We start from the raw sequence: 23,719 nt of genomic DNA, 5'->3' as shown, positions 1-23,719 counted from the left end.
ATGCAGACTTTTTTTATCGCGCCCACCGATTTTGGTGTGGGTCTGACCTCCATCAGCCTTGGGCTGGTGCGTACCCTTGAACGGGCCGGGCTGAAAGTCGGCTTTTTCAAACCGATTGCCCAGCCACACCCTGGCGACACCGGCCCCGAGCGCTCCACCGAGCTGGTGGCCCGCACCCACGGCCTGAAACCGCCGCAACCGCTGGGCCTGGCCCACGTGGAGCGCATGCTCGGCGACGGCCAGCTCGACGAGCTGCTCGAAGAAATCATCACCCTGTATCAGCAAGCCGCTGTGGGCAAGGACGTGCTGATTGTCGAAGGCATGGTGCCGACCCGCAGCGCCAGCTATGCGGCACGGGTCAACCTGCACTTGGCCAAGAGCCTCGACGCGGAAGTAATCCTGGTGTCGGCGCCGGAAAACGAAGTGCTCACCGAGCTCTCCGGCCGCGTGGAATTGCAGGCCCAGCTGTTCGGCGGCCCGAAAGACCCGAAAGTGCTGGGCGTGATCCTCAACAAAGTGCGCACCGACGAAAGCATGGAAGCGTTCTCGGCGCGCCTCAAAGAGCATTCGCCGCTGTTGCGCAGCGGTGAATTCCGCCTGCTCGGCTGCATCCCCTACCAGCCCGAACTCAACGCACCGCGCACCCGCGACGTGGCCGACCTGATGGGCGCGCAGATCCTCAACGCCGGCGACTATGAAAGCCGGCGCATGACCAAAATCATCATCTGCGCGCGCACCATGCGTAACACCGTGGAATTGCTCAAGCCCGGCGTGCTGGTGGTAACCCCGGGCGACCGCGATGACATCATCCTCGCCGTCAGCCTGGCCGCGATCAACGGCGTGCCGCTGGCTGGGCTGCTGCTGACCAGCGACACACTGCCCGACCCTCGCATTATGGATTTGTGCCGTGGTGCGTTCCAGGCCGGGCTGCCGGTGCTGTCGGTGAGCACGGGCTCCTACGATACGGCGAACCAACTCAACAGCCTCAACAAAGAAATCCCGATTGATGACCGCGAGCGCGCAGAAATCATCACCGATTTCGTCGCCAGCCACCTCGATGCGCGCTGGCTGCACCAACGCTGCGGCACGCCACGGGAGATGCGCCTGTCGCCGGCCGTGTTCCGCTACCAGTTAATCCAGCGCGCCCAAGCCGCCAACAAGCGCATCGTGTTGCCCGAAGGCAGCGAGCCACTGACCGTGCAAGCCGCCGCCATCTGTCAGGCACGCGGCATTGCACGTTGCGTGCTGCTGGCTAAACCTGCGGATGTGGAAGCGGTCGCCCGCGCCCACGGCATTGAGTTGCCTGAAGGCCTGGAGATTCTCGACCCTGACCTGATTCGCCAGCGTTATGTAGAACCGATGGTCGCGCTGCGCAAGAGCAAGAGCCTCAACGCGCCGATGGCCGAGCAGCAACTGGAAGACACAGTGGTGATCGCCACCATGATGCTCGCACTGGATGAAGTGGACGGCCTGGTTTCCGGGGTTATCCACTCCACCGCCAACACCATCCGCCCTGCCCTGCAGCTGATTAAAACCGCGCCCGGCTGCACGTTGGTCTCATCGGTGTTCTTCATGCTGTTCCCGGAGCAGGTGCTGGTCTACGGCGACTGCGTGATGAACCCGCACCCAAGCGCCGCAGAACTGGCGGAAATCGCCCTGCAAAGTGCCGACTCGGCGGCCGCGTTCGGCATCACCCCGCGCGTGGCGATGATCAGCTACTCCAGCGGCGATTCGGCCAGCGGTGAGGAAGTCGAAAAAGTCCGTGAAGCCACCCTGCTCGCCCACGAACAACAAAGCTCGCTGCTGATCGACGGGCCGTTGCAGTACGACGCCGCCGCCAACGAAACCGTGGCCCGGCAGTTGGCGCCCAACAGCCTGGTCGCCGGCAAAGCCACGGTGTTTGTGTTCCCGGACCTGAACACCGGCAACACCACGCACAAGGCCGTGCAACGCAGCGCCGATTGCGTAAGCCTGGGGCCAATGCTGCAAGGCCTGCGCAAACCGGTAAACGATCTGCCGCGCGGTGCCCAAGTGGATGACATCGTGTACACCATCGCACTCACTGCGATTCAAGCCGCCAACCGACCTATGGATATCTAAATGCTGGATTTTCTACCTGCCGCCGTGCGCGGGGTGATCGCGTCCTTATTGTTGGCGCTGAACACGATCCTGCTGTGCTCGTTTCTGTTTATCGTCGCGCTGTTCAAGGCGCTGCCGTTTGCCAAGCGCTTCAGCGAATGGCTGATGAACCACACCCACGAAGCTTGGGTGACCAACAATAAGGGCTGGATGAACCTGGTACGGCGCACGCGCTGGCACCTGACCGGCCTTGAAGGGCTGGACTATGAGCACTCCTACCTGGTGACCAGCAACCATCAGAGCTGGGTCGACATCATGGTGTTGCAATACGTGCTCAATCGCCGGATTCGCCCGCTGAAGTTCTTCCTCAAGCAGGAACTGATCTGGGTGCCGGTGATAGGCCTGGCGTGGTGGGCGTTGGGCTTTCCGTTCATGAAGCGCTACACCAAGGCCTACCTGGAGAAGCACCCGGAGAAGAAAGGCAAAGACCTGGAAACCACCCGCAAGACCTGTGCGAAGTTTCGTGACAACCCGGTGGGCATTTTCAACTTTGCCGAAGGCACACGCTTTACGCCAGGCAAGCATGCCCAGCAGAAGTCGCCGTTTCGCTATTTGCTCAAGCCTAAGGCGGGTGGGATTGCGTTTGTGCTGGATGCCATGGGTGAGCAGCTGAAGTCATTGGTCAACGTGACCATTCACTACCCTGGCGGGCGCCCAGGGTATTGGGATTTGCTGTGTGGGAATGTGAAGGATGTGGTGGTGCACTTTGAAGAGGTGCAGATTCCAGCCGGGTTTATCGGCAAGAATTATGAGCAGGATGGCGAGTATCGGTTGGCGTTTCAGGGGTGGATTAACCAGCTGTGGGAAGACAAAGACCAACTGCTCGCCAAACTGCACACAGATTTCCCAGACCGCCACTGATCAACATGTGGATGCAATTTAATGTGGGCGCTGGCTTGCCTGCGATAGCGGTGGGTCAGCAAAGTAAAAATAAACTGACCGTCCGCCATCGCAGGCAAGCCAGCTCCGACATTGACCGAGTCAACATTTGAAGTTGTGACGCAGAGCGTCACAGGATGCATTCCCACGCAGAGCGTGGGAACGATCAGCCCGCCACCGAGTGCTCGGTGGCGGGCTTTTTTGTGGCGGCGAGGTTTAGATCGCGCCGCGCTGACGCAACAGTTCCAGCACTTGCTTGACGCTGTCTTCCAGCGACAGGGCCTGGGTGTCGATCACCAGATCGGCATTCAACGGCACGTCGTACGGGAAGGATTCGCCCGGGATGTTATCCCCACCAGCGGCGTACAGGCCTTGCGGATCACGCTCGGCGCACACCAGTGGCGAGGCCTGGACGTAAACCGTCAGCAGGCGATCGGCGCCAATCAGCGCCTTGGCCTGTTCGCGGCCTTCGGCATCCGGGGCAACGAAGGCGGCCAGGGTCAGCAGGCCTGCTTCGTTGAACTGGCGCGCGACGTGAGCGGCACGACGCCAGTTTTCAGTACGCCCGGCACGGTCCTGCGGCAAGCCTTTGTTCAGGTCATGACGCAGGTTCTGGCCGTCCAGTACGAACACCGCACGGCCCATGTCGAACAGCTTGCGCTCAACCGCGTAGGCCAAGGTACTTTTGCCCGCGCCCGACAGGCCGCTAAACAACACGGTGGCCGGCTGCTGGCCGAAGCGCAGGGCGCGTTCTTCGGTGGCGACATGAGCGAGACTGCCGTGTTGCGCAGAACCGCCATGATTGACCGGCGGCGCGATGATCATGCCTGCGGCCACAGTGCCATTGGTCAAACGGTCGATGACGATAAACGCACCGGTGGTGCGGTTGCTGTCGTAACCGTCCAGCGCGATGGCGGCGTCGAGGCTGACCTTGACCCGGCCGATCTCGTTCAACTGCAGCGAACTCGCCGGGCCTTCGGCCAGGGTGTTCACGTCCACGCGGTGCACGATGCTGGTGATGGAACCCGGCACGTAGCTGGTCGCGCGCTTGATGTCGTATTTCTTGCCCGGCAGCATCGGCTCTTCGGCCATCCACACCAACATGGCGTCGAAGGCGTCAGTCACTTGCGGCACGTTGTCGGCATGCACCAGCAGGTCGCCACGGGAGATGTCGATCTCGTCTTCCATGGTCAGGGTCACGGCCTGGCCTGGGCCGGCGTGCTCCAGCTCACCTTCGAAGGTGACGATGGATTTGACGCGGCTGCTCTTGCCCGACGGCAGCACTACAACCTCGTCGCCCTTGTGCACGATGCCGCTGGCTAACGTGCCGGCGAAACCACGGAAGTTCAGGTTCGGACGGTTGACGTACTGCACCGGGAAACGCAGGTCGGTGTAGTTGCGGTCGTTGGCGATCTCGACAGTTTCGAGAATCTCCATCAGCGACTGGCCGGTGTACCAAGGCGAATGCTCGCTCTTGTTCACCACGTTGTCGCCCTTGAGCGCCGACATCGGCACGAAGGCCATGGTGCTTGGCTTGAAAGCAATACCGTCGGCGAACTTCAGGTAATCGGCCTTGATCGACTCGAAGATGCTTTGGTCAAAGCCATTGATGTCCATCTTGTTGACGGCGATCACGATGTGCTTGATGCCCAGCAACGAGGCGATATAGCTGTGGCGACGGGTCTGGGTCTGCACGCCGTAGCGGGCATCGATCAGGATAATCGCCAGGTCACAGGTGGATGCACCGGTGGCCATGTTGCGCGTGTACTGCTCATGGCCGGGGGTGTCGGCGATGATGAATTTGCGTTTGGCGGTGGAGAAGTAGCGGTAGGCGACATCGATGGTGATGCCCTGCTCACGCTCGGCCTGAAGGCCGTCGACCAGCAAGGCCAGGTCGATATCGTCGCCAGTGGTGCCGGATTTCTTCGAATCGCGGGTGATGGCTTCCAAGTGATCTTCGTAGATCATCTTGGAGTCGTGCAGCAGGCGCCCGATCAGGGTGCTCTTGCCGTCGTCGACGTTGCCGCAGGTCAGGAAGCGCAACATTTCCTTGCGCTCGTGCTGGCCCAGGTAGGCGAGGATGTCCTCGCTGATCAAATCAGATTGATGGCTCATTGCATTCAAGCTCCAAGCTGTAAGCTTCAAGCGGCAAGCTTGTCGGCGTACAGCTAGTCAGAAATTTTGTTGATCAGGCCGCAGAGCATTTTTGAGCGCTCGCGAGTTTCTGTAATCCAGTTTTCAGCCAGCGGGCGGGCGATGTAAGTGATGTCACGGCCAATGAAAATCTGAGTGCGTAGCTCCCCACAGGAAGCTTTTACAATCCAAAGAAAGTGAGCTTTCTCTTTGTTGCTGCGACGTTCCATACCTTCCGCAATATTGGAAGGTACCGAAAGTGCGGACCGGGTGGTTTGATCCTTGAAACCGAAACCCCCGCAGCCCGCAAACTCTTTATAGATTTTCACCGCCAAACACTTGCTTCTCTGCCAGACAATCAGTTTCTCGAAACCCATTACGAGTCACTCAATAGCGGCTCGCAACAACCGGCTGCAAGCACCAAACTGCAAAATTACGCATACCGCCTCTAACTTGCAGCTTGCCGCTTGTAACTCGAAGCTTAAAAGTACCCCTGACGTTTTTTATCTTCCATCGAGCCTGCGCCATCGTGGTCGATGACCCGGCCCTGGCGCTCGGAAGTTCGCGTCAGGAGCATTTCCTGAATGATGTCCGTCAGCGTTTCGGCTTCGGACTCCACCGCGCCCGTCAACGGGTAGCAGCCAAGGGTACGGAAACGTACTTTCTTTTTGACGATTCGGGCTTTGTCTTCGTCGGACAAGTGCTCGAGGATGCGGTCGTCGTCGATCATGATCAACGTGCCGTTCTTCTCGATCACGTCGCGCTCGGCGGCGAAGTACAGCGGCACAATCGGGATGCCTTCCAGGTAGATGTACTGCCAGATGTCCAGCTCGGTCCAGTTGGACAGCGGGAACACGCGGATCGACTCACCCTTGTTGACGTTGCCGTTATAAACGTTCCACAGCTCCGGGCGCTGGTTCTTCGGGTCCCAGCGGTGCTTGCTGTCGCGGAATGAGTACACGCGCTCTTTGGCGCGGGATTTCTCTTCATCACGACGGGCACCGCCGAACGCTGCGTCGAAACCATGCTTGTCCAAGGCCTGCTTGAGGCCTTCGGTTTTCATGATGTCGGTGTGCTTGGCGCTGCCGTGGGTGAACGGGTTGATGCTCTGCGCCACACCATCGGGGTTGACGTGGGTGATCAGGTCCAGGCCAAGCTCTTCGACCATTTTGTCGCGAAACTTGTACATCTCCTGGAATTTCCAGCGGGTGTCGACGTGCATCACCGGGAACGGCAGCTTGCCCGGGAAGAAAGCCTTGCGCGCCAGGTGCAGCATCACGGCGGAGTCTTTACCGATCGAGTAGAGCATCACCGGGTTGTCGAACTCGGCGGCGACCTCGCGGATGATGTGGATGCTTTCCGCCTCCAGCTGTTTCAGATGCGTCAGTTTGTCGACCATGGCTACTCACGGAAAAACGATCTTATGGACGGCCAGCGGGCCGTGTTCGAGCGGGGCATGCTAGCACAGCGCCTACTTCTATTCAGGGCGCCAGCTAGATCGAAACGGTATATGAATATGCCGCGAGGTTTGGCCCAACTCGGTCGAATGTGGGAGCGGGTTTGTGTGGGAGCGGGCTTGCCTGCGATGCAGGCACCTCGGTGTATCAGTGACACACAGTTTATGCCATCGCAGGCAAGCCGGCTCCCACATGTTGTCCCTCGCCGAGGTTAGATCGGGTTCGGGCAATCGATGAACAAATGCTCCAGGGCAAACCGCCGAGCCAGGTAATCGCCCAGCGCTTGGACGCCGTAGCGCTCAGTGGCGTGATGCCCGGCAGCAATAAAGCTGATGTCGTTTTCCCGCGCACAGTGGAAGGTTTGCTCGGAGGCTTCACCGCTCAGGTACAGGTCGACACCGGCGGCAATCGCCTGGTCGATATAGCCCTGGCCACCACCGGTGCACCAGCCGACGCGGCGGATCATCTCGCTGCCTTCGATCAACAGCGGCTCACGGCCCATCACATCCTGCACACGACGGGCGAAGTCGCGGGGCGACAATGGCTCGGCGAGAGAACCGACCAGCCCGACGATTTTCGGATTGCTCGGGTCCAGCGGGCCCTCGACAGTGATGTCCAGCTGACGGGCAAGTTGCACGTTGTTGCCCACGTCCGGATGCAGATCCAGCGGGAGGTGGTAGGCCAATAAACTGATGTCATGCTTGAGCAGGGTTTTCAGGCGGCGCTGCTTCATGCCGGTGATGCACGGGTTTTCGCCCTTCCAGAAATAACCGTGGTGCACCAGCACCAAATCAGCTTGGGCTTCGACGGCGGCATCCAGCAGGGCTTGGCTTGCGGTCACGCCGCTGACGATGCGCATCACCTGCGGGCGGCCCTCGACCTGCAGGCCATTGGGGCAATAATCGGCAATTTTTGCACTGCCAAGGTAGCGGTCCGCTTCCTCGACGAGGGTGGTAAGGGGGACGGCCATAAAAGACTCCTAAATATCCCGTTCCGAGGCGCTCGCAGCCTCGTATAATGCGCGACATTATGGGCGCTCTCCCGCCCCCTGCAACCTGTCAGGACTTACTTGATGCTCAAGGCACTGCGTTTTTTTGGATGGCCATTGTTGGCTGGCGTGCTGATCGCGATGATGATTATTCAGCGTTACCCCCAATGGGTGGGCTTACCCAGCCTTGATGTGAACCTGCAACAGGCCCCGCAGACCAACTCGGTGGTGCAAGGCCCGGTGACCTATGCCGACGCCGTGGTCATCGCCGCGCCCGCCGTGGTTAACCTGTACACCACCAAGGTCATCAACAAACCGGCGCATCCGTTATTTGAAGACCCGCAGTTTCGGCGCTATTTCGGCGACAACGGGCCCAAGCAGCGCCGGATGGAATCCAGCCTCGGTTCCGGGGTGATCATGAGCCCGGAAGGCTACATCCTCACCAACAACCATGTGACCACCGGCGCCGACCAGATTGTGGTGGCCCTGCGTGACGGCCGCGAAACCCTGGCCCGCGTGGTCGGCAGCGACCCGGAAACTGACCTTGCGGTGCTGAAGATCGACCTCAAGAACCTGCCCTCGATCACCATTGGCCGCTCCGAAGGGCTGCGCGTCGGTGACGTCGCGCTGGCCATCGGCAATCCGTTCGGCGTCGGCCAGACCGTGACCATGGGCATCATCAGCGCCACCGGGCGTAACCAGTTGGGGCTCAACAGCTACGAAGACTTTATCCAAACTGACGCGGCGATCAACCCGGGCAACTCCGGCGGCGCATTGGTGGATGCCAATGGCAACCTGACCGGCATCAACACGGCGATTTTCTCCAAGTCCGGCGGCTCTCAGGGCATCGGCTTTGCGATCCCGGTGAAGCTGGCGATGGAAGTGATGAAATCGATCATCGAGCACGGCCAGGTGATTCGCGGCTGGCTGGGCATCGAAGTACAGCCGCTGACCAAGGACCTGGCCGCGTCGTCCGGCTTGACCGGGCGCCCAGGCATCGTCGTCGCCGGTATCTTCCGCGACGGCCCGGCGCAGAAAGCCGGCCTGCAATTGGGCGATGTGATCCTGAACATCGACGGCGAACCCGCCGGTGATGGCCGCAAGTCGATGAACCAAGTCGCGCGGATCAAGCCGACCGACAAGGTGTCGATCCTGGTAATGCGCAACGGCAAAGAGATCAAGCTGTCGGCAGAGATCGGTCTGCGCCCACCACCTGCCCCGGTGAAAGAAGAGGAATGACAGCTGCGGGAGCCCGTTCGCGGGCTCCTGTTACCTAATATTTCAAAAGAAATCCATTCTCATCGGTCATGTTATATTGTTTCAATATCGCTATTGGAACGCTCTATCATGCCGTCTCGAAGATTCGCCCCCGTGGCTGGCCTGGCCTTGGGTTTGCTGCTCGACCCCGCCTACGCCGACGACAACACTGTAGAACTGGACACTATCAACGTCACCAGCGACGCCTATGAATCCGCCACCGACCCGGTCACAGGTTATCGCGCCACCCGTTCCGCCAGCGCCACCAAGACGGACACCGCACTGCGCGACATCCCACAATCAATCAGCGTGATTCCTGCCACGGTGCTCAAAGACCTGGGCAGCACCAGCGTGGAACGCGCCCTGGAGTTTGCCGGCGGCGTGTCCAAGCAGAACAACTTCGGCGGCCTGACGCTTTACGAATACAGCGTGCGCGGCTTCACCACATCGGAGTTCTACCAGGACGGTTTCAGCGCCAACCGTGGCTACCCGAGCACGCCGGACGCGGCCAACATCGAGCGCATTGAAGTGCTCAAAGGCCCCGCTGCCAGCCTTTACGGGCGCGGCGACCCCGGCGGCACGGTGAATATCGTCACCAAAAAACCCCAGCCGCAAGCCTTCACCACCGTGCAAACCAGTGCCGGCAGTTGGGACCGCTATCGCACCGCGCTGGATGTGAACACCCCGCTGGACAGCGAAGGCCGCCTACTGTCGCGCGTGAACCTGGCGGTGGAAGACAACCACAGCTTCCGTGATCACGTCGACGCCAAGCGTGTATTCGTCGCGCCGTCGTTCAGCTGGCAGTTGGACCCGGACACCAGCCTTCTCGTAGAAAGCGAGTTCGTGCGCCACAGCTCCACCTTCGACCGAGGCATCGTCGCCAACCATGGCATGTCCCGCTCCACCTTCCTCGGCGAGCCCAACGACGGCAATATCCGCAACCACAACAACCGCATCCAGGCCGCGTTGGAGCATCACCTTAATGACGCCTGGAAACTGCGCCTGGCCAGCCACTACAAACAAGGCAGCCTGTGGGGTGACGCCTCGGAAAGTCGTGCGCTGAATGCCGACGGCCATACCGTCAACCGCCGCTACCGCGAACGCTCCACCGGTTGGCACGACAGCATCACCCAGCTGGAACTGCGCGGCCTGTTCGACATTGGCAGCTGGCAGCACGAACTGTTGATCGGCAGCGAATACGAGGACTACCGCAAGAAGGAGCGCGTGTCGGCGATTGCCGGCAGCCTCTACCCCATCGACATCTATAAACCGATCTACGGCCAGACCAAACCCAATGGCGCACGCACCGGCACCGACGCCTTCGAACAGACGAAAAGCCAGGCGCTGAACCTGCAAGACCAGATCGTCTTCACCGACCGCCTGCGCGGCATGCTCGGTGCGCGCTTCGAACACGTCGAGCAAAGCACCGTCGACTTCACCCGCAACCACGCCAAGAGCCGGCAAACCCACGACGCCCTCACCCAACGCGCCGGTTTGCTCTACCAACTCACGCCGCAAGTCGGTGTGTTCGCCAACGCGTCAACCTCGTTCAAACCCAACAACGGCTTGGACGCCGGCGGCAAATCCTTCACGCCGGAAGAAGGCGTAGGGTATGAAGTGGGGATCAAGAGCGAGCTGTTCGACGACCGCCTGAGCACCACCCTCGCCGCCTTCCATATCGAAAAGGAAAATGTCCTGGCCTTGGACCCGGCCACCATCAACAACAGCCGCGCCATAGGCAAGGCGCGCAGCCAGGGCTTTGACCTGCAACTGAGCGGGCAAGTGACTGACGCGGTAAGGGTCATCGGCGCCTTCGCCTACATCGACGCCGAAGTGACCAAGGGCGACAAAGCCATCCCCACCGGCAGCCGGATTCTCGGCGTGGCCAAGCGCAGTGGCAGCCTGCTGGGCGTGTATGAATTCCAGGATGGCGCGCTACGCGGCTCGGACCTCGGCGCGGCGTTCACCTACGTCGGTGATCGCTCCGGCGAAGCCGGCAGCCAGTTCGAACTGCCCGCCTACCACACCGTCGACCTGCTGGCGCATTACAAGGCCAGCGACAACGTCACCGTGGGCCTGAACCTCAACAACCTATTCGACGAAAAGTACTACGAGCGCTCCTACAGCAACTACTGGGTCACGCCCGGCGAGCCGCGCAACTTCACCGTCAGCCTGACCCTCAACCTGTAAAAGGACGCCCCCATGCAAGCCTTCAAATCCTTGGCCGTGATCGGCCTGCTGTTTGCCAGCCAAGTCTCGGCCCACGGCCTGTGGACCGAACAACGGCGCGGTAATATCGAAGTGATCTACGGCCACGGCGCCGAAGACAATGCCTTCAAGGCACAGAAAATCAGCGGTGCCTGGGCGTATGACGCCAGCGGCAAGATGATCCCGGTCACCGTGGAGCGCCTCGCCGACCACGCACGCCTCAAGCCGCTCAAATCGCCCGCCGTTTTAGCCGTGGCGTTGGATAACGGGATGTGGTCGCAGACGCCAGACAAGAAGTGGATCAACCAGGGCCGTAGCCAAGTGCCTGGCGCGATTGAGTCGACCCAGACCTTCAAATACAGCCTGGCGATTTACCAGCCGGGGGCGAAGTTGCCGAAGCTGGATCAGATCAAGCTGCTGATCCTGCCGGAAGTTGATCCGCTGACCGTAGGACCGGGCAGGTCACTGCCGGTGCGGGTGCTGCTGGATGGCAAGCCGGCGGCGGGGATAAAGTTGGTGGGCGATTATCGCAATGCGCCGAACACCTTGAGCACCGAGACCGACAAGGATGGCCGGGCCGAGGTGCTGGTGCGTAATGAAGGGTTGAATGTGATTACGGCGCAGGTGGAGCTGCCGCTAAAAGATGCTGATGTGGCAACGCGCGGGTTGTTCACTTCGCTGACGTTCCTCGGTGAACCGCATCACGAATAACACCAAAATCTAGAGTGGGCACAGTCAGTGTGGGAGCGGGCTTGCTCGCGAAGGCGGTGGGTCAGCCAATACATTAGGTGGCTGACACACTGCATTCGCGAGCAAGCCCGCTCCCACATTTAGTCCTCACTCGGCTGGGCTAGAGTGCCAACGGCGCCCTTTCGCACAAGGTGTTCAGCGCCGCCGCCCACTGCGGGTCATCATTCAAGCACGGCACCAACACCAACTCCTCGCCACCCGCTTCGCGGAACTGCTCCAACCCGCGGTCACCAATCTCTTCCAGCGTCTCAATGCAGTCCGCGACAAACGCCGGGCACATCACCAGCAGCTTTTTCACGCCTTGCTGGGCCAACGCCTCAAGGCGGGCTTCGGTGTAGGGTTCGATCCACTTCGCCCGGCCCAGGCGCGATTGGAACGCCACCGACCACTTGCCCTCCGGCAAGCCCATGCGCGCGGCAAAGTCCCGTGCAACGCTGAAGCATTGGGCGCGATAACAGGTGGCAAGCACCTCAGGCGAGGCGTTCTGGCAGCAGTCGGCATCCTTGAAACAATGCCCGCCGGTAGGGTCGAGCTTTTTCAGATGGCGCTCAGGCAAGCCGTGAAAACTCAGCAGTAAATGATCGTAATCCTGTTCTACGTACGGCCGGGCGCTCGCGACCAGCGCATCGAGGTATTCCCGCTGATCGTAGAAAGGTTGCAGGATCGAGAACTGCACCTTGAGCTTTTTCTCACGCACCACGCGCCTGGCTTCTTCAATCACCGTGGTCACGGTGCTGTCGGCAAACTGCGGGTACAACGGTGCCAGGGTGACTTTCTCAATGCCCTGGGCCGCGAGGCGCGTCAACGTCGTTTCAAGCGATGGCTCGCCATAACGCATCGCCAGCTCCACCGGGCCCTGAGTCCACTGCGCAGTCATTTGCTGTTGCAGGCGGCGGCTCAGGACTACAAGCGGCGAGCCCTCGTCCCACCAGATCGACGCGTAGGCATGCGCCGACTGCTCGGGGCGCTTGATCAGGATCAGCGACACCAGCAAACGCCGCACCGGCCACGGCAGGTCGATCACGTAAGGGTCCATCAGGAACTGATTGAGGTAGCTGCGCACATCGGCCACCGAAGTGGACGCCGGTGAACCCAGGTTGACCAGTAACAACGCGTGATCCGTCATGCAACATCCTATGGCTAGAGGCGGCTGGACAAGTCTTCCAGGGCCGCATGCAACTCAGTGAACTGAAAAGTGAAACCGGCAGCCAGCAGCCGTTCGGGAACGGCCCTCTGCCCGCCCAGCAACAACCCGGACAATTCGCCCAGCAAGGCCTTCAAGGCCAATGCCGGCATCGGCATGAACGCAGGGCGGTGCAGCACCCGGCCCAAGGTCTTGGCAAACTCGCGGTTACGCACCGGGTGTGGCGCGCAGGCATTATAAGGACCGCTGGCATCCTCCTTGTGCAGAAGAAAATCAATCAGGGCGATTTGATCTTTGATATGCACCCACGGCATCCACTGCCGACCATTGCCGATAGGCCCGCCCAGCGCCAGTTTGAACGGCAGCAGCAGCCGCGACAAAAAGCCGCCCTGCGCCGCCAACACCAGGCCGGTGCGCACCAGCACCACGCGGATGCCCATGGCTTCGGCGCGCAGGGCGGTTTCTTCCCAGGCGATACACAACTGGCTGGGGAAGTCGTCCTGCACCGGGCCGCTGGCCTCGGTCAATTCACGTTCGCCACCGTCGCCGTACCAGCCCACCGCCGAACCTGAAATCAGTACCGCCGGTTTTTGCGCCAGCCCGTCCATCCACGCCAGCAGGGTTTCGGTGAGGCTGATGCGGCTGCTCCACAGTAACGCCTTGCGCTTTTTGGTCCACGGGCGATCGGCGATGGGTGCACCGGCCAGGTTGACCACCGCATCCACGTTGCCGATTACGTCTTGCAAGCGGCCGACACCCAACACCTCAGGGCCGCACCATTTGGCGACGGTGTCCGGTTCGCGGCTCCACACGGTCAGGCGATGCCCTTGGGCAAGCCAACGTTGGCAGAGCTGACGACCGATCAAGCCTGTACCGCCGGTCAGCAAAATGTGCATGGAACACTCCTCATGTAACGTTCGCCGCCGATCACTGGTCTATTTTATAAGCAGGGATCATTTGTAGTACGGCGCGGCTTTTCGTTTAAGCCCACGCTTTAACCATAGGCCACGCCGTAAGAACAGGTACGCCAAAACTTATACCAAAAAACAATATTGTACAGCTATTGGTGTCGGCGTAGTCTGTACCCAACGGTAAAACGAGGCCTCCCATGACTGTTCCCATCGCGATCATCGGCACCGGCATCGCCGGTCTCTCCGCCGCCCGAGCGTTGCAAGACGCGGGGCACGTCGTACAACTCTTCGATAAAAGCCGCGGCAGCGGTGGCCGCATGTCCAGCAAGCGCAGCGACGCTGGCGCACTGGACATGGGCGCGCAGTACTTCACCGCCCGCGACCGGCGCTTCGTCAACGAAGTGCAGCGCTGGCAAAGCCACGGCTGGGCCGAGCAGTGGAAGCCGCAGCTGTACAACTTCAAGTCCGGGCAACTCACGCCCTCCCCCGATGAGCAAATACGTTGGGTCGGCACGCCGCGCATGAGCGCGATCACCCGCGCATTGCTCGACGACTTGCCGGTGGAGTTCGGTTGCCGCATCACCGAAGTGTTCCAAGGCAAACAGCACTGGAACCTGCTCGACGCCGACGGCGGCAATCACGGCCCCTTCAGCCATGTGGTCATCGCCACGCCGGCGCCCCAGGCCACCGCCCTGCTGGCCGCCGCGCCCAAGCTGGCGAGTGCCGCCGCCGGGGTAAAAATGGACCCGACCTGGGCCATCGCCCTGACCTTCGACAAACCCTTGGATACACCGATGGAAGGCTGCTTCGTGCAAGACAGCCCCCTCGATTGGCTGGCGCGCAACCGCAGCAAACCTGGGCGCGACACCACCCTCGACACTTGGGTACTGCATGCCACCAGCACCTGGAGCAAGGCGAACCTGGACCTGCCCAAGGAAGCCGTGATCGAACACCTGCACGGTGCCTTCGCCGAATTGCTGCACAGCGCCATGCCCGCGCCGTCGTTCAGCCTGGCGCATCGCTGGCTCTACGCCCGACCTTCCAGCGCCCATGAATTCGGGGTGCTGGCCGACGCCGACCTGGGCTTGTATGTATGCGGCGACTGGTGCCTGTCCGGGCGCGTCGAAGGCGCTTGGCTCAGCGGTCAGGAAGCTGCGCGCCGCTTGATCGAGCACCTGCAATGAACCGCATCAATCCCGCTAAATTGCTGCTGTCGAAGTGGACAGCAGCGCGCCCGCGCAATAAGGAAAAACACTTTCTGGTCACCGAACTGTTTCGGGATGAAGAAGGCACCGTGCTCGAAATCGAGCTGCAAGCTGTCATGACCCGCCGTGCGGAACGCCTGACCTGGCAAACCCTGCAGAACGCTGAGGACTGGCGAATCGGCTGGAAATAGCTCAGCCGAAAATACTTATACAAACTATTTGACTTGTACAGCTTCGAATCTATGATGAGATTTCGTTGTACAAGTTTTATAGCGTGTACAGGAATTATGCAGAGGTTCGGCCATGTCCAGCACCGTCAAACCAAAGATTGCCATCAGCGCCTGCTTGCTGGGCGAGAACGTGCGCTTTAACGGCGGACACAAACAATCCCTGCTGTGCAGCCAAACCCTCGCCGACTACTTCGACTTTGTGCCGCTGTGCCCCGAAGTCGCGATCGGCCTGGGCATCCCCCGCGAACCGATTCGCCTGGTAGGCGACCCGGCCCGGCCGCAGGCCGTCGGCACGGTGCGCCGTGAGCTGAATGTCACCCAGCCGCTGGACGATTACGGCCAGCAGATGGCCCAGGAACACACTGACCTGTGTGGTTACATCTTCATGCAGAAATCGCCGTCGTGCGGCCTGGAGCGGGTCAAGGTTTACCGCGACAACGGCACGCCCGTCGACGGCGGCGGGCGTGGCATTTACGCCCAGGCGTTTTGCGCGCGCCACCCCAACCTGCCGGTGGAAGAAGACGGCCGACTGAATGACCCAGTGTTACGGGAAAACTTCCTGACCCGGGTCTTCGTCTACGCCAGCTGGCAGCAACTGCTGGCTGAGGGCCTGACCCGCCACCGCCTGTTGGCCTTTCACTCACGCTACAAATACTTGCTGATGGCCCACAGCCCGGTGCATTACAAAAGCCTCGGCCACCTGCTCGGCAGCATGGGCAAGGCCACTGATCTGGACGCGCTAGCCGCCAACTATTTCAGCGAGCTGATGACCGGCCTGAAAAAGTGCGCCACCCGTGGCACCCATACCAATGTGCTGCAACACATCAGCGGCTACCTCAAGCAGGCCATCAGCGCTGACGACAAGCAGGAAATGCAAACCGTCATCAGCCAATACCGCAGCGGCATCGTGCCGTTGGTGGTGCCGCTGACCCTGCTCAAACACCACTTTCGCCAACACCCTGATCGCTACATTGCGCAGCAGGCCTACCTGCAGCCGCACCCGGAAAACCTCAGCCTGCGTAATGCGATCTGACCCATGAAAAGACCATCATGAAAGCAGCCCCCCAAGACGAACCCGGCGTAGACATCGCCCAAGCCCTCCAAGACGGCTGGCTGCCAATACGCGAAGTGGCGCGCCAGACCGGCGTCAACGCCGTAACGCTGCGCGCCTGGGAACGCCGCTATGGCCTGATCGTGCCGCAGCGCACGCCCAAGGGTCATCGGCTGTTCAGTGCCGAACATGTACAACGCATCCACACCATCCTCACCTGGCTCAACCGCGGTGTACCGGTCAGCCAGGTGAAAAGCCTGATCGACTCAGCCCAAGCCAGCCCCGACACCGTCGAAAACGAATGGCACGCCCTGCGCCAGAACCTGGTGAATGCGATCAGCGAGTTGGCCGAACGCAGGGTCGACGACGCCTTCAACCAAGCCATGGCGTTGTACCCGCCGCGTACCTTATGCGGGCAATTGATGCTGCCGCTGCTCAAGGCGCTGGAGCAACGCTGGCAAGGCCAGTTCGGCGCGCAGATGGAGCGGGTGTTTTTCCTGTCCTGGCTGCGCAGCAAGTTTGGCGCGCGCATCTACCACAACAACCGCCAACTGCAAGGCGCCCCGTTGCTGTTGGTCAACCACTCCGACCTGCCGCTGGAGCCGCACCTGTGGCTCAGCGCCTGGCTGGCCAGCAGCGCCGACTGCCCGGTGGAAGTCTTCGACTGGCCATTGCCGGCGGGCGAACTGGCCCTGGCGGTGGAACACCTGCAACCGCGCGCCGTGCTGCTGTATTCGAGCAAGGCTATCCATGTGCCGGCACTCAGTAAACTTTTGGGCGGTGTCCGCTGCCCAACCTTGATTGCCGGACCAACGGTATGCATCCACCAGGCAGAGTTGGCCGTATTAACCCGTGACACCCCTGAATTGTTCGTGGCCGAAGACCCGTTGTCGGCCCACCAGATACTGATCCAGCGTGGAATTGTTTAAATGCACTTGATCTGGCTGCGCACCGACCTGCGCCTACACGACAACACCGCCCTCGCCGCCGCAAGCCAGCGAGGCCCCGTTGCAGCCGTGTACCTGATCACCCCCGAACAATGGCGGGCCCACGATGACGCGCCGTGCAAAGTCGACTTCTGGCTGCGCAACCTGCGGCACCTGAGCCAGGCGCTCGGCGAGCTGAACATTCCCTTGCTGATCCGCACCACCGCGACCTGGGACCAGGTACCCGGCGTATTGAGTACGCTGTGCCGGGAACTGTCGGTTGAATCGGTGCACGTCAACGAGGAGTACGGCATCCACGAAAGCCGTCGCGACACCGCCGTGGCCCAGGCGCTGGAAGCCGATGGCGTGAAGTTCCACCGTTACCTGGACCAACTGTTCTTCCAACCCGGCAGTGTGCTGACCAAGACCGGCACTTATTTCCAGGTGTTCAGCCAGTTCCGCAAGGTTTGCTACAACCGCCTGCACAGCGCCCTCCCACGTCAGGTGGCAACCCCGAACGCCCAGGCGCCCACCGAGCTGAAAAGCGACCCGGTCCCTGAGCAGGTCGAAGGGTTCGCGCCACCCAGCGAAAGCTTGCGCGCCCTCTGGCCGGCCGGTGAAGACGAAGCGCGCCGCCGCCTCGATGCCTTCGCCGATCAACAAATCAGCTACTACAAAGACGAGCGCGACTTCCCGGCCAAACCCGGCACCAGCCAGCTTTCGGCTTACCTCGCCGCCGGTGTAGTTTCGCCGCGCCAGTGCCTGCATGCCGCCTTGCAAGCCAACCAGGGCGAGTTCGAAAGCGGCGACATCGGCGCGATCACCTGGATCAACGAGCTGCTGTGGCGCGAATTCTACAAACACATCCTCGTAGGCTACCCACGGGTGTCCCGCCACCGCGCCTTTCGCCCCGAGACCGAAGCGGTGGCGTGGCGCGATGCGCCCAAAGACCTCGCCGCCTGGCAGGAAGCGCGCACCGGCCTGCCGATCATCGACGCCGCCATGCGCCAGTTGCTCGAAACCGGTTGGATGCACAACCGCCTGCGCATGGTGGTGGCAATGTTTTTGACCAAGAACCTGCTGATCGACTGGCGCGAAGGCGAGCGTTTCTTTATGCGCCACTTGATCGACGGCGACCTGGCGGCCAACAACGGCGGCTGGCAGTGGAGTTCTTCCACCGGCACCGATTCGGCCCCGTACTTCCGGATTTTCAGCCCATTGAGCCAATCGGAGAAATTCGACAGCGAAGGCGTGTTCATCAAGCACTGGCTGCCAGAGCTGGCCGCGCTGAATAAAAAGGAAGTGCACAACCCCGAGGCAGTCGGCGGCCTGTTTGGCGTGGCGGACTATCCGCGTGCGATTGTCGACCTGAAAAAATCCCGCGAACGCGCGTTGGCAGCCTTCCGCAGCCTGCCTTCACGTCAGGAGGTTGCCGAGCATGAGTGACTTCCTGCCCAGGTTCGCCCAGGCCTTTGCGACCCTGGACAAGCACAACCTGCACCGGCTCGACAGCCTGTACAGCAAGGACATCACCTTCACCGACCCGCTGCATGAAGTGCACGGGTTGCCCGCGCTGCGCCGCTACTTCGCCGAGATGTACGGCAATGTCAGCCAGCTACGCTTCGACTTCCACGGTTTCGACCAAGTGGCCGAAGGTGAAGGCTATTTGCGCTGGAAAATGAGTTTCTGCCACCCACGGCTCAACAGCGGCAAGCTGATCCGCGTGGAAGGCTGCTCGCACCTGCTGTGGCGCGACAAGGTCTACCGCCATCGCGATTATTTCGATGCCGGCGCTCTGCTCTACGAACACCTGCCAGTACTCGGCCGCGTAGTCAGTTGGCTGAAAAGGAGAATGGGATGAGCCTTACACCACCCCGCCGTTATTGGCTGACCGGCGCCAGCAGTGGCATCGGTGCTTCGCTGGCCGTGGAGTTGCTCAACAGCGGCGCCCATGTGGCACTCAGCTCGCGAACCAAAGGCCCACTGGAAGCACTCGCCCACCGTTACCCGGGGCAAGTATTGGTGGTAGCCGGCGACCTGACCAACAGCCAGACCGTGCGTGAGATCGGCGAGCATATCGGTGTGGTCTGGGGCTCACTCGACACGGTGATCCTGAATGCCGGCACCTGTGAATACGTGGACGCTCGGCAGTTTGACGCCTCTATCGTCGAGCACGTGGTACGCACCAACCTGCTGGCGAGCAGCTATTGCATCGAAGCGGCGCTGCCGTTGTTGCGCAAAGGGCTCACCCCACACTTGGTCGGTGTGGCCAGCGCCGTAACCTACCTGCCGATGCCACGCGCTGAAGCTTATGGCGCCTCCAAGGCCGGGCTGCGCTACCTGTTTGAATCCCTGCGCATCAGCCTGTCGCCCGAGAACATCGACGTCACGGTGATCAGCCCGGGCTTTGTCGACACGCCGCTGACCGAACGCAATGACTTCCCGATGCCCTTGAGCTGGTCGGCCGACAAGGCCGCGCGGCATATCTTCGCCAAGCTGGACAAGCGCCCGCTGGAAATTGCCTTCCCCGCTATGTTTATCGCCACCTTGTGGCCGTTGTCGAAGCTGCCCAACCGCGCGCAACTGTTCATCGGCAAGCGCATGTTGCGCAGCCCGCCGCCGCAGAAGGACAACCTGTGAAAATCGCCATTATCGGCAGCGGCATCGCCGGGCTGACCAGCGCCTACCTGCTCAGCCGCCGCCACGACATCACCGTGTTCGAAGCCGGCGTGCGCATCGGCGGGCATACCCACACGGTCAACGTGACGGTCGAGAGTAAAAGCTATGCGGTGGACACCGGTTTTATCGTGTTCAACGACTGGACCTACCCCAACTTCATTCGCCTGCTGGGGCAAATTGGCGTGAAGTTCAAACCCACCGAGATGAGCTTTTCGGTGTGCGACCAGAACGAAGGCTTCGAGTACAACGGCAATAACCTCAACAGCCTGTTTGCCCAGCGCAGCAATATACTGTCGCCGGGGTTCTGGGGCATGTTGCGCGACATTCTGCGCTTCAACCGCCAGGCGCCGCTGGACCTGCAAGAACAGCGCATCAGCGCCGACATGACCTTGGGCGATTACCTCGAAGCCGGGGGTTACGGCCCGCGGTTTATCCGGCATTACATCGTGCCGATGGGCGCGGCGATCTGGTCGATGTCCCTGGCGGACATGCTCGGTTTTCCATTGCAATTTTTTGTAAGGTTCTTCAAGAACCACGGTTTGCTCTCTGTGAACAACCGGCCGCAGTGGTGCGTGATCGAAGGCGGGTCGAGCAGCTACATCGAGCCGCTGACGCGCAGCTTTCGCGAACAGGTGCGCCTCAATTGCCCTGTGCATAACGTCGAGCGCACCGACGACGGCGTAGTTATCCACAGCGCCGCCGGCAGCGAGACATTTGATCGGGTGGTGTTTGCCTGTCACAGCGATCAGGCCCTGGCCTTACTGGCCGACCCAAGCCAGGCCGAACAGGAGATCCTCGGCGCCCTGCCTTACGCCGACAACGACGTGGTGCTGCACACCGACACGCGCCTGCTGCCCGACCGCAAACTCGCCTGGGCCAGCTGGAACTACCGGCTGACCGGCACCGCGCAGACCCAGGCCGCCGTCACTTACGACATGAACATCCTGCAAGGCATCGACAGCGCCACGACCTTTTGCGTGAGCCTTAACCAGACGTCGATGATCAACCCGATGAAGGTCCTCGCGCGCTACACCTACGCACATCCGCAATACAGCCTCGCGGCGGTAGCTGCCCAAGCGCGCTGGGAAGAATTGGCCGGCGCACGCAACACCTTTTATTGCGGCGCCTACTGGGCCAACGGTTTCCATGAGGATGGCGTGGTCAGCGCATTGCGCGTGGCCCAGGCCTTTGGAGAAACCTTGTGAACAGCGCCCTGTACAGCGGCTGGATCGCCCATCGCCGGTTTGCGCCCAAGGCCCACGCCTTTCGCTACCGCATCGGCCTGCTGTACCTGGATTTGAGCGAACAAGACGAAGTGCTCGGGCTCTCGCCCCTGGCCGGCGCAGGCCGCCTGGCACCCTTCGGCTTTCGCCAGCAGGATTACCTGCGTGAATTCACGCGCCACGGCATGAGCTTGAGCGATGCCGTGCGCCAGGAAGTTGGCAAGGCGCTGGGGCGTGAGCCCCAGGGCGTTATCTGCCTACTGACCCAGGCCCGCAGTTGGGGCCTGGCTTTTAACCCGGTGAGTTTCTTCTACTGCTTCGAGGCCGATGGGCAACTGGCCGCGATCCTGTGTGAAGTGACCAACACCCCGTGGCGTGAGCGCTATCACTACGTGCTGCCGGCCCAGGCCCTTGGCGCCGATGAGCATCAGCACTTCGCCGTGGCCAAGGCCTTCCATGTGTCGCCGTTTTTGCCGCGCGACCTGGAATACCGCATGAGCTTCAGCCCGCCCGCCGCCAAGCTCGGCGTGCACATGGCCGACTGGCAGGGCGAGGTGAAAGTCTTTGACGCCACCTTGAGCCTGCACAGAGAAGCGCTCAGCCGCGCCAGCCTGCATCGCTACTTGTGGCGCTTCCCGTGGATGACCGCCAAGACTTGCCTGGCGATCTACTGGCAGGCCATGCGCTTGTTGCTCAAACGCACTCCGATTTTTTCCCATCAGGCCGCCGATGGCGCCTCTCGCACCGCAGTCGGGTATACCAAGGATCGCCGCCATGAAATCCCCTAGCTTATCGGTCAAAACCAGCCGCCTGAATGTCAATGGCATGACCAGCGCATTGCTGCGCAAGGCCGTGCTGCGCCAACTCAGCCAACTGCGCCACGGCCAGCTGGTGGTGATCGAGGATGGCGAACGCCAAGTGTTCGGCGCACGCGAAGCGCACCTGCTGGGGGAGATCCAGATCCTCGATTCGGCGGTGTGGGGCCTGGTGGCGGCCAACGGTTCGATCGGCGCCGGCGAGGCGTTTATCCACGGTTATTGGACCAGCCCGGACCTGACCGCGGTAGTGCGGGTGATGGTCAGCAACCTGGAGGTGCTCGATGCCATGGAAGGTGGCCTGGCGCGCCTGGCACGCCCGTTCACCCAAGGCCTGCATTGGCTCAACCGCAATACGCGCAAAGGCTCGCAGAAAAACATCGCCGCCCACTACGACCTGGGCAACGACCTGTTCGAAGAATTCCTCGACCCGACCATGATGTATTCGGCGGCGCAGTTCCTGACGCCCGACGACACCCTGGAACAGGCACAGTTGAACAAACTGGAGCGCATCTGCCAGAAACTCGCGCTCAAGCCTACCGACCACCTGCTGGAAATCGGCACCGGCTGGGGCAGCATGGCGCTGTATGCGGCGCAGCATTACGGCTGCAAGGTCACCACCACGACCTTGTCCAAAGAGCAGTTTGCCTATACCGAAAAACGCATCGAGGCGCTGGGGCTCAAGGACCAAGTGACGTTGTTGCTGCAAGATTACCGCGACCTGAGCGGCCAATACGACAAGCTGGTGTCCATCGAGATGATCGAAGCGGTGGGCCATCGCTTTCTGCCGACCTACTTCAAGCAGTGCGCGCACTTGCTCAAGAGCGACGGCCTGATGCTGCTGCAAGCCATCACGATTCGTGACCAGCGTTTTGAGCAGGCGAAGAACAGCGTCGACTTTATCCAGCGCTACATCTTCCCCGGTGGCGCTCTGCCCTGTATGCAGAACATGCTGCACATCGTCAGCCGCGACACCGACATGAACCTGCTGCACATGGAGGACTTCGGCCTGCATTACGCGAAAACCCTGCGCCTGTGGCACGAGAACTTCCGCCGCGCCCATGGCCGTCTTGCAGAGTTGGGCTACGATGAGTACTTCCTGCGCTTGTGGGAATTCTACTTGTGCTACTGCGAAGGTGGCTTCATGGAACGTACGATTGGTACCGCGCAGCTACTACTGGCCAAGCCGGCGGCAATCAACCCGCCGTTGCTCGGGCGTTTCAATGCTTAAACCGCTGGCCAATGCCGTACTGTTCCAGTGCGGCTGGTTTGCCTGCGTGCTCGGTGGCGACAGCCGCTGGCTGCTGGTGGCCGCCGCCGTACTGGCCATCCACCTGCTGTGGATAAGTTCATGGTCTGCCGAAGGGCAAGTGATCCTCGCCGTGACCTTGCTGGGTACAGTGGTCGACACTTCGTTGCGCACCTTCGGCGTGTTTCATTTCAGCGTTCCGGGGCCGCTGATTCCGTTCTGGCTGATGCTGCTGTGGGCGTTGCTCGCCACCACGCTGCGCCATTGCCTGGCCTGGAGCGCACAGCCCTGGTGGCGCGCCAGCGTATTAGGTGCAGTCGGCGGGCCAGTGTCTTATTACGCCGGCAGCCAATTGGCCGGCGTGAGTTTCGGTTATGGCACAGTGCCGACGATGATCGGCTTGGCGCTGCTGTGGGCGCTGCTGTTCCCCATGCTGCATTGGATCGCCCGGCAACTGGGGCACTGACGTCTGTCA

Annotated in this window: 22 protein-coding genes; 16 read left to right on the top strand and 6 right to left on the bottom strand. The window is 61.2% G+C overall.

Going from position 1 to position 23,719, the window contains the following annotated elements:
• A complete protein-coding gene (pta, locus tag K0P33_RS05075) occupies positions 1-2,100 on the top strand; it encodes a phosphate acetyltransferase (RefSeq protein ID WP_094948924.1) in 2,100 nt (699 codons plus the stop codon).
• Positions 2,101-3,000: an acyltransferase gene (locus tag K0P33_RS05070; RefSeq protein ID WP_094948923.1), complete on the top strand. Its 900-nt coding sequence runs from the start codon at positions 2,101-2,103 to the stop codon at positions 2,998-3,000.
• A 234-nt stretch (positions 3,001-3,234) separates the two neighbouring features.
• On the opposite strand, the gene cysN is transcribed toward K0P33_RS05070, so the two are convergent.
• From cysN to K0P33_RS05050, 4 genes are all read right to left on the bottom strand, one after another.
• Entirely contained in the window at positions 3,235-5,133 is a 1,899-nt protein-coding gene (gene cysN, locus K0P33_RS05065) for a sulfate adenylyltransferase subunit CysN (RefSeq protein ID WP_094948922.1), read from the bottom strand.
• Positions 5,134-5,186: 53 nt separating this feature from the next.
• Positions 5,187-5,528: a four helix bundle protein gene (locus tag K0P33_RS05060; protein ID WP_242154287.1), complete on the bottom strand. Its 342-nt coding sequence runs from the start codon at positions 5,526-5,528 to the stop codon at positions 5,187-5,189.
• A gap of 104 nt (positions 5,529-5,632) precedes the next feature.
• Positions 5,633-6,550 carry a sulfate adenylyltransferase subunit CysD gene (cysD, locus tag K0P33_RS05055; RefSeq protein WP_242154285.1) on the bottom strand — a complete coding sequence of 306 codons (918 nt, stop codon included), beginning with the start codon at positions 6,548-6,550 and terminating at the stop codon, positions 5,633-5,635.
• Positions 6,551-6,819: 269 nt separating this feature from the next.
• Complete coding sequence (locus tag K0P33_RS05050; protein WP_094948919.1) at positions 6,820-7,578, bottom strand: Nif3-like dinuclear metal center hexameric protein; 759 nt, start codon at positions 7,576-7,578, stop codon at positions 6,820-6,822.
• A gap of 102 nt (positions 7,579-7,680) precedes the next feature.
• Between K0P33_RS05050 and algW the strand changes: the two genes are divergently transcribed.
• From algW to K0P33_RS05035, 3 genes are all read left to right on the top strand, one after another.
• Complete coding sequence (gene algW / locus K0P33_RS05045; RefSeq protein ID WP_094948918.1) at positions 7,681-8,835, top strand: Do family serine endopeptidase AlgW; 1,155 nt, start codon at positions 7,681-7,683, stop codon at positions 8,833-8,835.
• 108 nt (positions 8,836-8,943) lie between these two features.
• On the top strand, positions 8,944-11,043 hold the full coding sequence (locus tag K0P33_RS05040; protein WP_242154283.1) for a TonB-dependent siderophore receptor: 2,100 nt from the start codon (positions 8,944-8,946) through the stop codon (positions 11,041-11,043).
• 12 nt (positions 11,044-11,055) lie between these two features.
• Complete coding sequence (locus K0P33_RS05035; protein ID WP_094948916.1) at positions 11,056-11,772, top strand: DUF4198 domain-containing protein; 717 nt, start codon at positions 11,056-11,058, stop codon at positions 11,770-11,772.
• Positions 11,773-11,911: 139 nt separating this feature from the next.
• On the opposite strand, the gene hemH is transcribed toward K0P33_RS05035, so the two are convergent.
• Positions 11,912-12,937 carry a ferrochelatase gene (gene hemH, locus K0P33_RS05030; protein WP_242154281.1) on the bottom strand — a complete coding sequence of 342 codons (1,026 nt, stop codon included), beginning with the start codon at positions 12,935-12,937 and terminating at the stop codon, positions 11,912-11,914.
• Between the two features lie 14 nt (positions 12,938-12,951).
• Positions 12,952-13,851, bottom strand: a complete 900-nt coding sequence (locus K0P33_RS05025) for a TIGR01777 family oxidoreductase (RefSeq protein WP_242154279.1) — start codon at positions 13,849-13,851, stop codon at positions 12,952-12,954.
• A 212-nt stretch (positions 13,852-14,063) separates the two neighbouring features.
• Between K0P33_RS05025 and K0P33_RS05020 the strand changes: the two genes are divergently transcribed.
• The 11 genes from K0P33_RS05020 to K0P33_RS04970 all read left to right on the top strand — a co-directional run bounded on the left by K0P33_RS05020 (position 14,064) and on the right by K0P33_RS04970 (position 23,710).
• Entirely contained in the window at positions 14,064-15,050 is a 987-nt protein-coding gene (locus tag K0P33_RS05020) for an NAD(P)/FAD-dependent oxidoreductase (protein WP_242154277.1), read from the top strand.
• Positions 15,047-15,262, top strand: a complete 216-nt coding sequence (locus K0P33_RS05015; protein WP_094948912.1) for a TIGR02450 family Trp-rich protein — start codon at positions 15,047-15,049, stop codon at positions 15,260-15,262. The genes K0P33_RS05020 and K0P33_RS05015 overlap by 4 nt, the downstream gene beginning before the upstream one ends.
• 112 nt (positions 15,263-15,374) lie before the next feature.
• Complete coding sequence (locus tag K0P33_RS05010) at positions 15,375-16,334, top strand: DUF523 and DUF1722 domain-containing protein (protein WP_094948911.1); 960 nt, start codon at positions 15,375-15,377, stop codon at positions 16,332-16,334.
• Between the two features lie 17 nt (positions 16,335-16,351).
• Positions 16,352-17,281, top strand: a complete 930-nt coding sequence (locus tag K0P33_RS05005) for a MerR family transcriptional regulator (protein ID WP_242154275.1) — start codon at positions 16,352-16,354, stop codon at positions 17,279-17,281.
• Positions 17,282-18,724, top strand: coding sequence for a deoxyribodipyrimidine photo-lyase (gene phrB, locus K0P33_RS05000; RefSeq protein WP_242154273.1), 1,443 nt, complete (start codon positions 17,282-17,284; stop codon positions 18,722-18,724).
• Positions 18,717-19,139, top strand: a complete 423-nt coding sequence (locus tag K0P33_RS04995) for a nuclear transport factor 2 family protein (RefSeq protein WP_094948908.1) — start codon at positions 18,717-18,719, stop codon at positions 19,137-19,139. The genes phrB and K0P33_RS04995 overlap by 8 nt, the downstream gene beginning before the upstream one ends.
• Positions 19,136-19,918 carry an SDR family NAD(P)-dependent oxidoreductase gene (locus K0P33_RS04990; protein WP_094948907.1) on the top strand — a complete coding sequence of 261 codons (783 nt, stop codon included), beginning with the start codon at positions 19,136-19,138 and terminating at the stop codon, positions 19,916-19,918. Before K0P33_RS04995 ends, K0P33_RS04990 begins: the two co-directional genes overlap by 4 nt.
• Positions 19,915-21,162 carry an FAD-dependent oxidoreductase gene (locus tag K0P33_RS04985; protein ID WP_094948906.1) on the top strand — a complete coding sequence of 416 codons (1,248 nt, stop codon included), beginning with the start codon at positions 19,915-19,917 and terminating at the stop codon, positions 21,160-21,162. Before K0P33_RS04990 ends, K0P33_RS04985 begins: the two co-directional genes overlap by 4 nt.
• Positions 21,159-21,968 carry a DUF1365 domain-containing protein gene (locus K0P33_RS04980; protein ID WP_094948905.1) on the top strand — a complete coding sequence of 270 codons (810 nt, stop codon included), beginning with the start codon at positions 21,159-21,161 and terminating at the stop codon, positions 21,966-21,968. The genes K0P33_RS04985 and K0P33_RS04980 overlap by 4 nt, the downstream gene beginning before the upstream one ends.
• Positions 21,955-23,226: a cyclopropane-fatty-acyl-phospholipid synthase family protein gene (locus tag K0P33_RS04975; protein ID WP_094948904.1), complete on the top strand. Its 1,272-nt coding sequence runs from the start codon at positions 21,955-21,957 to the stop codon at positions 23,224-23,226. Before K0P33_RS04980 ends, K0P33_RS04975 begins: the two co-directional genes overlap by 14 nt.
• Entirely contained in the window at positions 23,219-23,710 is a 492-nt protein-coding gene (locus K0P33_RS04970) for a DUF2878 domain-containing protein (protein ID WP_094948903.1), read from the top strand. Before K0P33_RS04975 ends, K0P33_RS04970 begins: the two co-directional genes overlap by 8 nt.
• Positions 23,711-23,719: the final 9 nt, after the last annotated feature.

The sequence above is a fragment of the Pseudomonas sp. ArH3a genome, from assembly GCF_022648765.1.
In the GTDB taxonomy this organism is placed as follows: Bacteria; Pseudomonadota; Gammaproteobacteria; order Pseudomonadales; family Pseudomonadaceae; genus Aquipseudomonas.
The sequence above is the reverse complement of the archived record's forward strand: the minus strand, read 5'-3'. Positions and strand labels throughout refer to the sequence as shown.

What these genes read in the sequence shown, in the direction of transcription:
- pta (WP_094948924.1), top strand. Translation starts at nt 1, where the DNA reads ATGCAGACTTTTTTTATCGCGCCCACCGATTTTGGTGTGGGTCTGACC.
- K0P33_RS05070 (WP_094948923.1), top strand. Translation starts at nt 2,101, where the DNA reads ATGCTGGATTTTCTACCTGCCGCCGTGCGCGGGGTGATCGCGTCCTTA.
- cysN (WP_094948922.1), bottom strand. Translation starts at nt 5,133, where the DNA reads ATGAGCCATCAATCTGATTTGATCAGCGAGGACATCCTCGCCTACCTG.
- K0P33_RS05060 (WP_242154287.1), bottom strand. Translation starts at nt 5,528, where the DNA reads ATGGGTTTCGAGAAACTGATTGTCTGGCAGAGAAGCAAGTGTTTGGCG.
- cysD (WP_242154285.1), bottom strand. Translation starts at nt 6,550, where the DNA reads ATGGTCGACAAACTGACGCATCTGAAACAGCTGGAGGCGGAAAGCATC.
- K0P33_RS05050 (WP_094948919.1), bottom strand. Translation starts at nt 7,578, where the DNA reads ATGGCCGTCCCCCTTACCACCCTCGTCGAGGAAGCGGACCGCTACCTT.
- algW (WP_094948918.1), top strand. Translation starts at nt 7,681, where the DNA reads ATGCTCAAGGCACTGCGTTTTTTTGGATGGCCATTGTTGGCTGGCGTG.
- K0P33_RS05040 (WP_242154283.1), top strand. Translation starts at nt 8,944, where the DNA reads ATGCCGTCTCGAAGATTCGCCCCCGTGGCTGGCCTGGCCTTGGGTTTG.
- K0P33_RS05035 (WP_094948916.1), top strand. Translation starts at nt 11,056, where the DNA reads ATGCAAGCCTTCAAATCCTTGGCCGTGATCGGCCTGCTGTTTGCCAGC.
- hemH (WP_242154281.1), bottom strand. Translation starts at nt 12,937, where the DNA reads ATGACGGATCACGCGTTGTTACTGGTCAACCTGGGTTCACCGGCGTCC.
- K0P33_RS05025 (WP_242154279.1), bottom strand. Translation starts at nt 13,851, where the DNA reads ATGCACATTTTGCTGACCGGCGGTACAGGCTTGATCGGTCGTCAGCTC.
- K0P33_RS05020 (WP_242154277.1), top strand. Translation starts at nt 14,064, where the DNA reads ATGACTGTTCCCATCGCGATCATCGGCACCGGCATCGCCGGTCTCTCC.
- K0P33_RS05015 (WP_094948912.1), top strand. Translation starts at nt 15,047, where the DNA reads ATGAACCGCATCAATCCCGCTAAATTGCTGCTGTCGAAGTGGACAGCA.
- K0P33_RS05010 (WP_094948911.1), top strand. Translation starts at nt 15,375, where the DNA reads ATGTCCAGCACCGTCAAACCAAAGATTGCCATCAGCGCCTGCTTGCTG.
- K0P33_RS05005 (WP_242154275.1), top strand. Translation starts at nt 16,352, where the DNA reads ATGAAAGCAGCCCCCCAAGACGAACCCGGCGTAGACATCGCCCAAGCC.
- phrB (WP_242154273.1), top strand. Translation starts at nt 17,282, where the DNA reads ATGCACTTGATCTGGCTGCGCACCGACCTGCGCCTACACGACAACACC.
- K0P33_RS04995 (WP_094948908.1), top strand. Translation starts at nt 18,717, where the DNA reads ATGAGTGACTTCCTGCCCAGGTTCGCCCAGGCCTTTGCGACCCTGGAC.
- K0P33_RS04990 (WP_094948907.1), top strand. Translation starts at nt 19,136, where the DNA reads ATGAGCCTTACACCACCCCGCCGTTATTGGCTGACCGGCGCCAGCAGT.
- K0P33_RS04975 (WP_094948904.1), top strand. Translation starts at nt 21,955, where the DNA reads ATGAAATCCCCTAGCTTATCGGTCAAAACCAGCCGCCTGAATGTCAAT.
- K0P33_RS04970 (WP_094948903.1), top strand. Translation starts at nt 23,219, where the DNA reads ATGCTTAAACCGCTGGCCAATGCCGTACTGTTCCAGTGCGGCTGGTTT.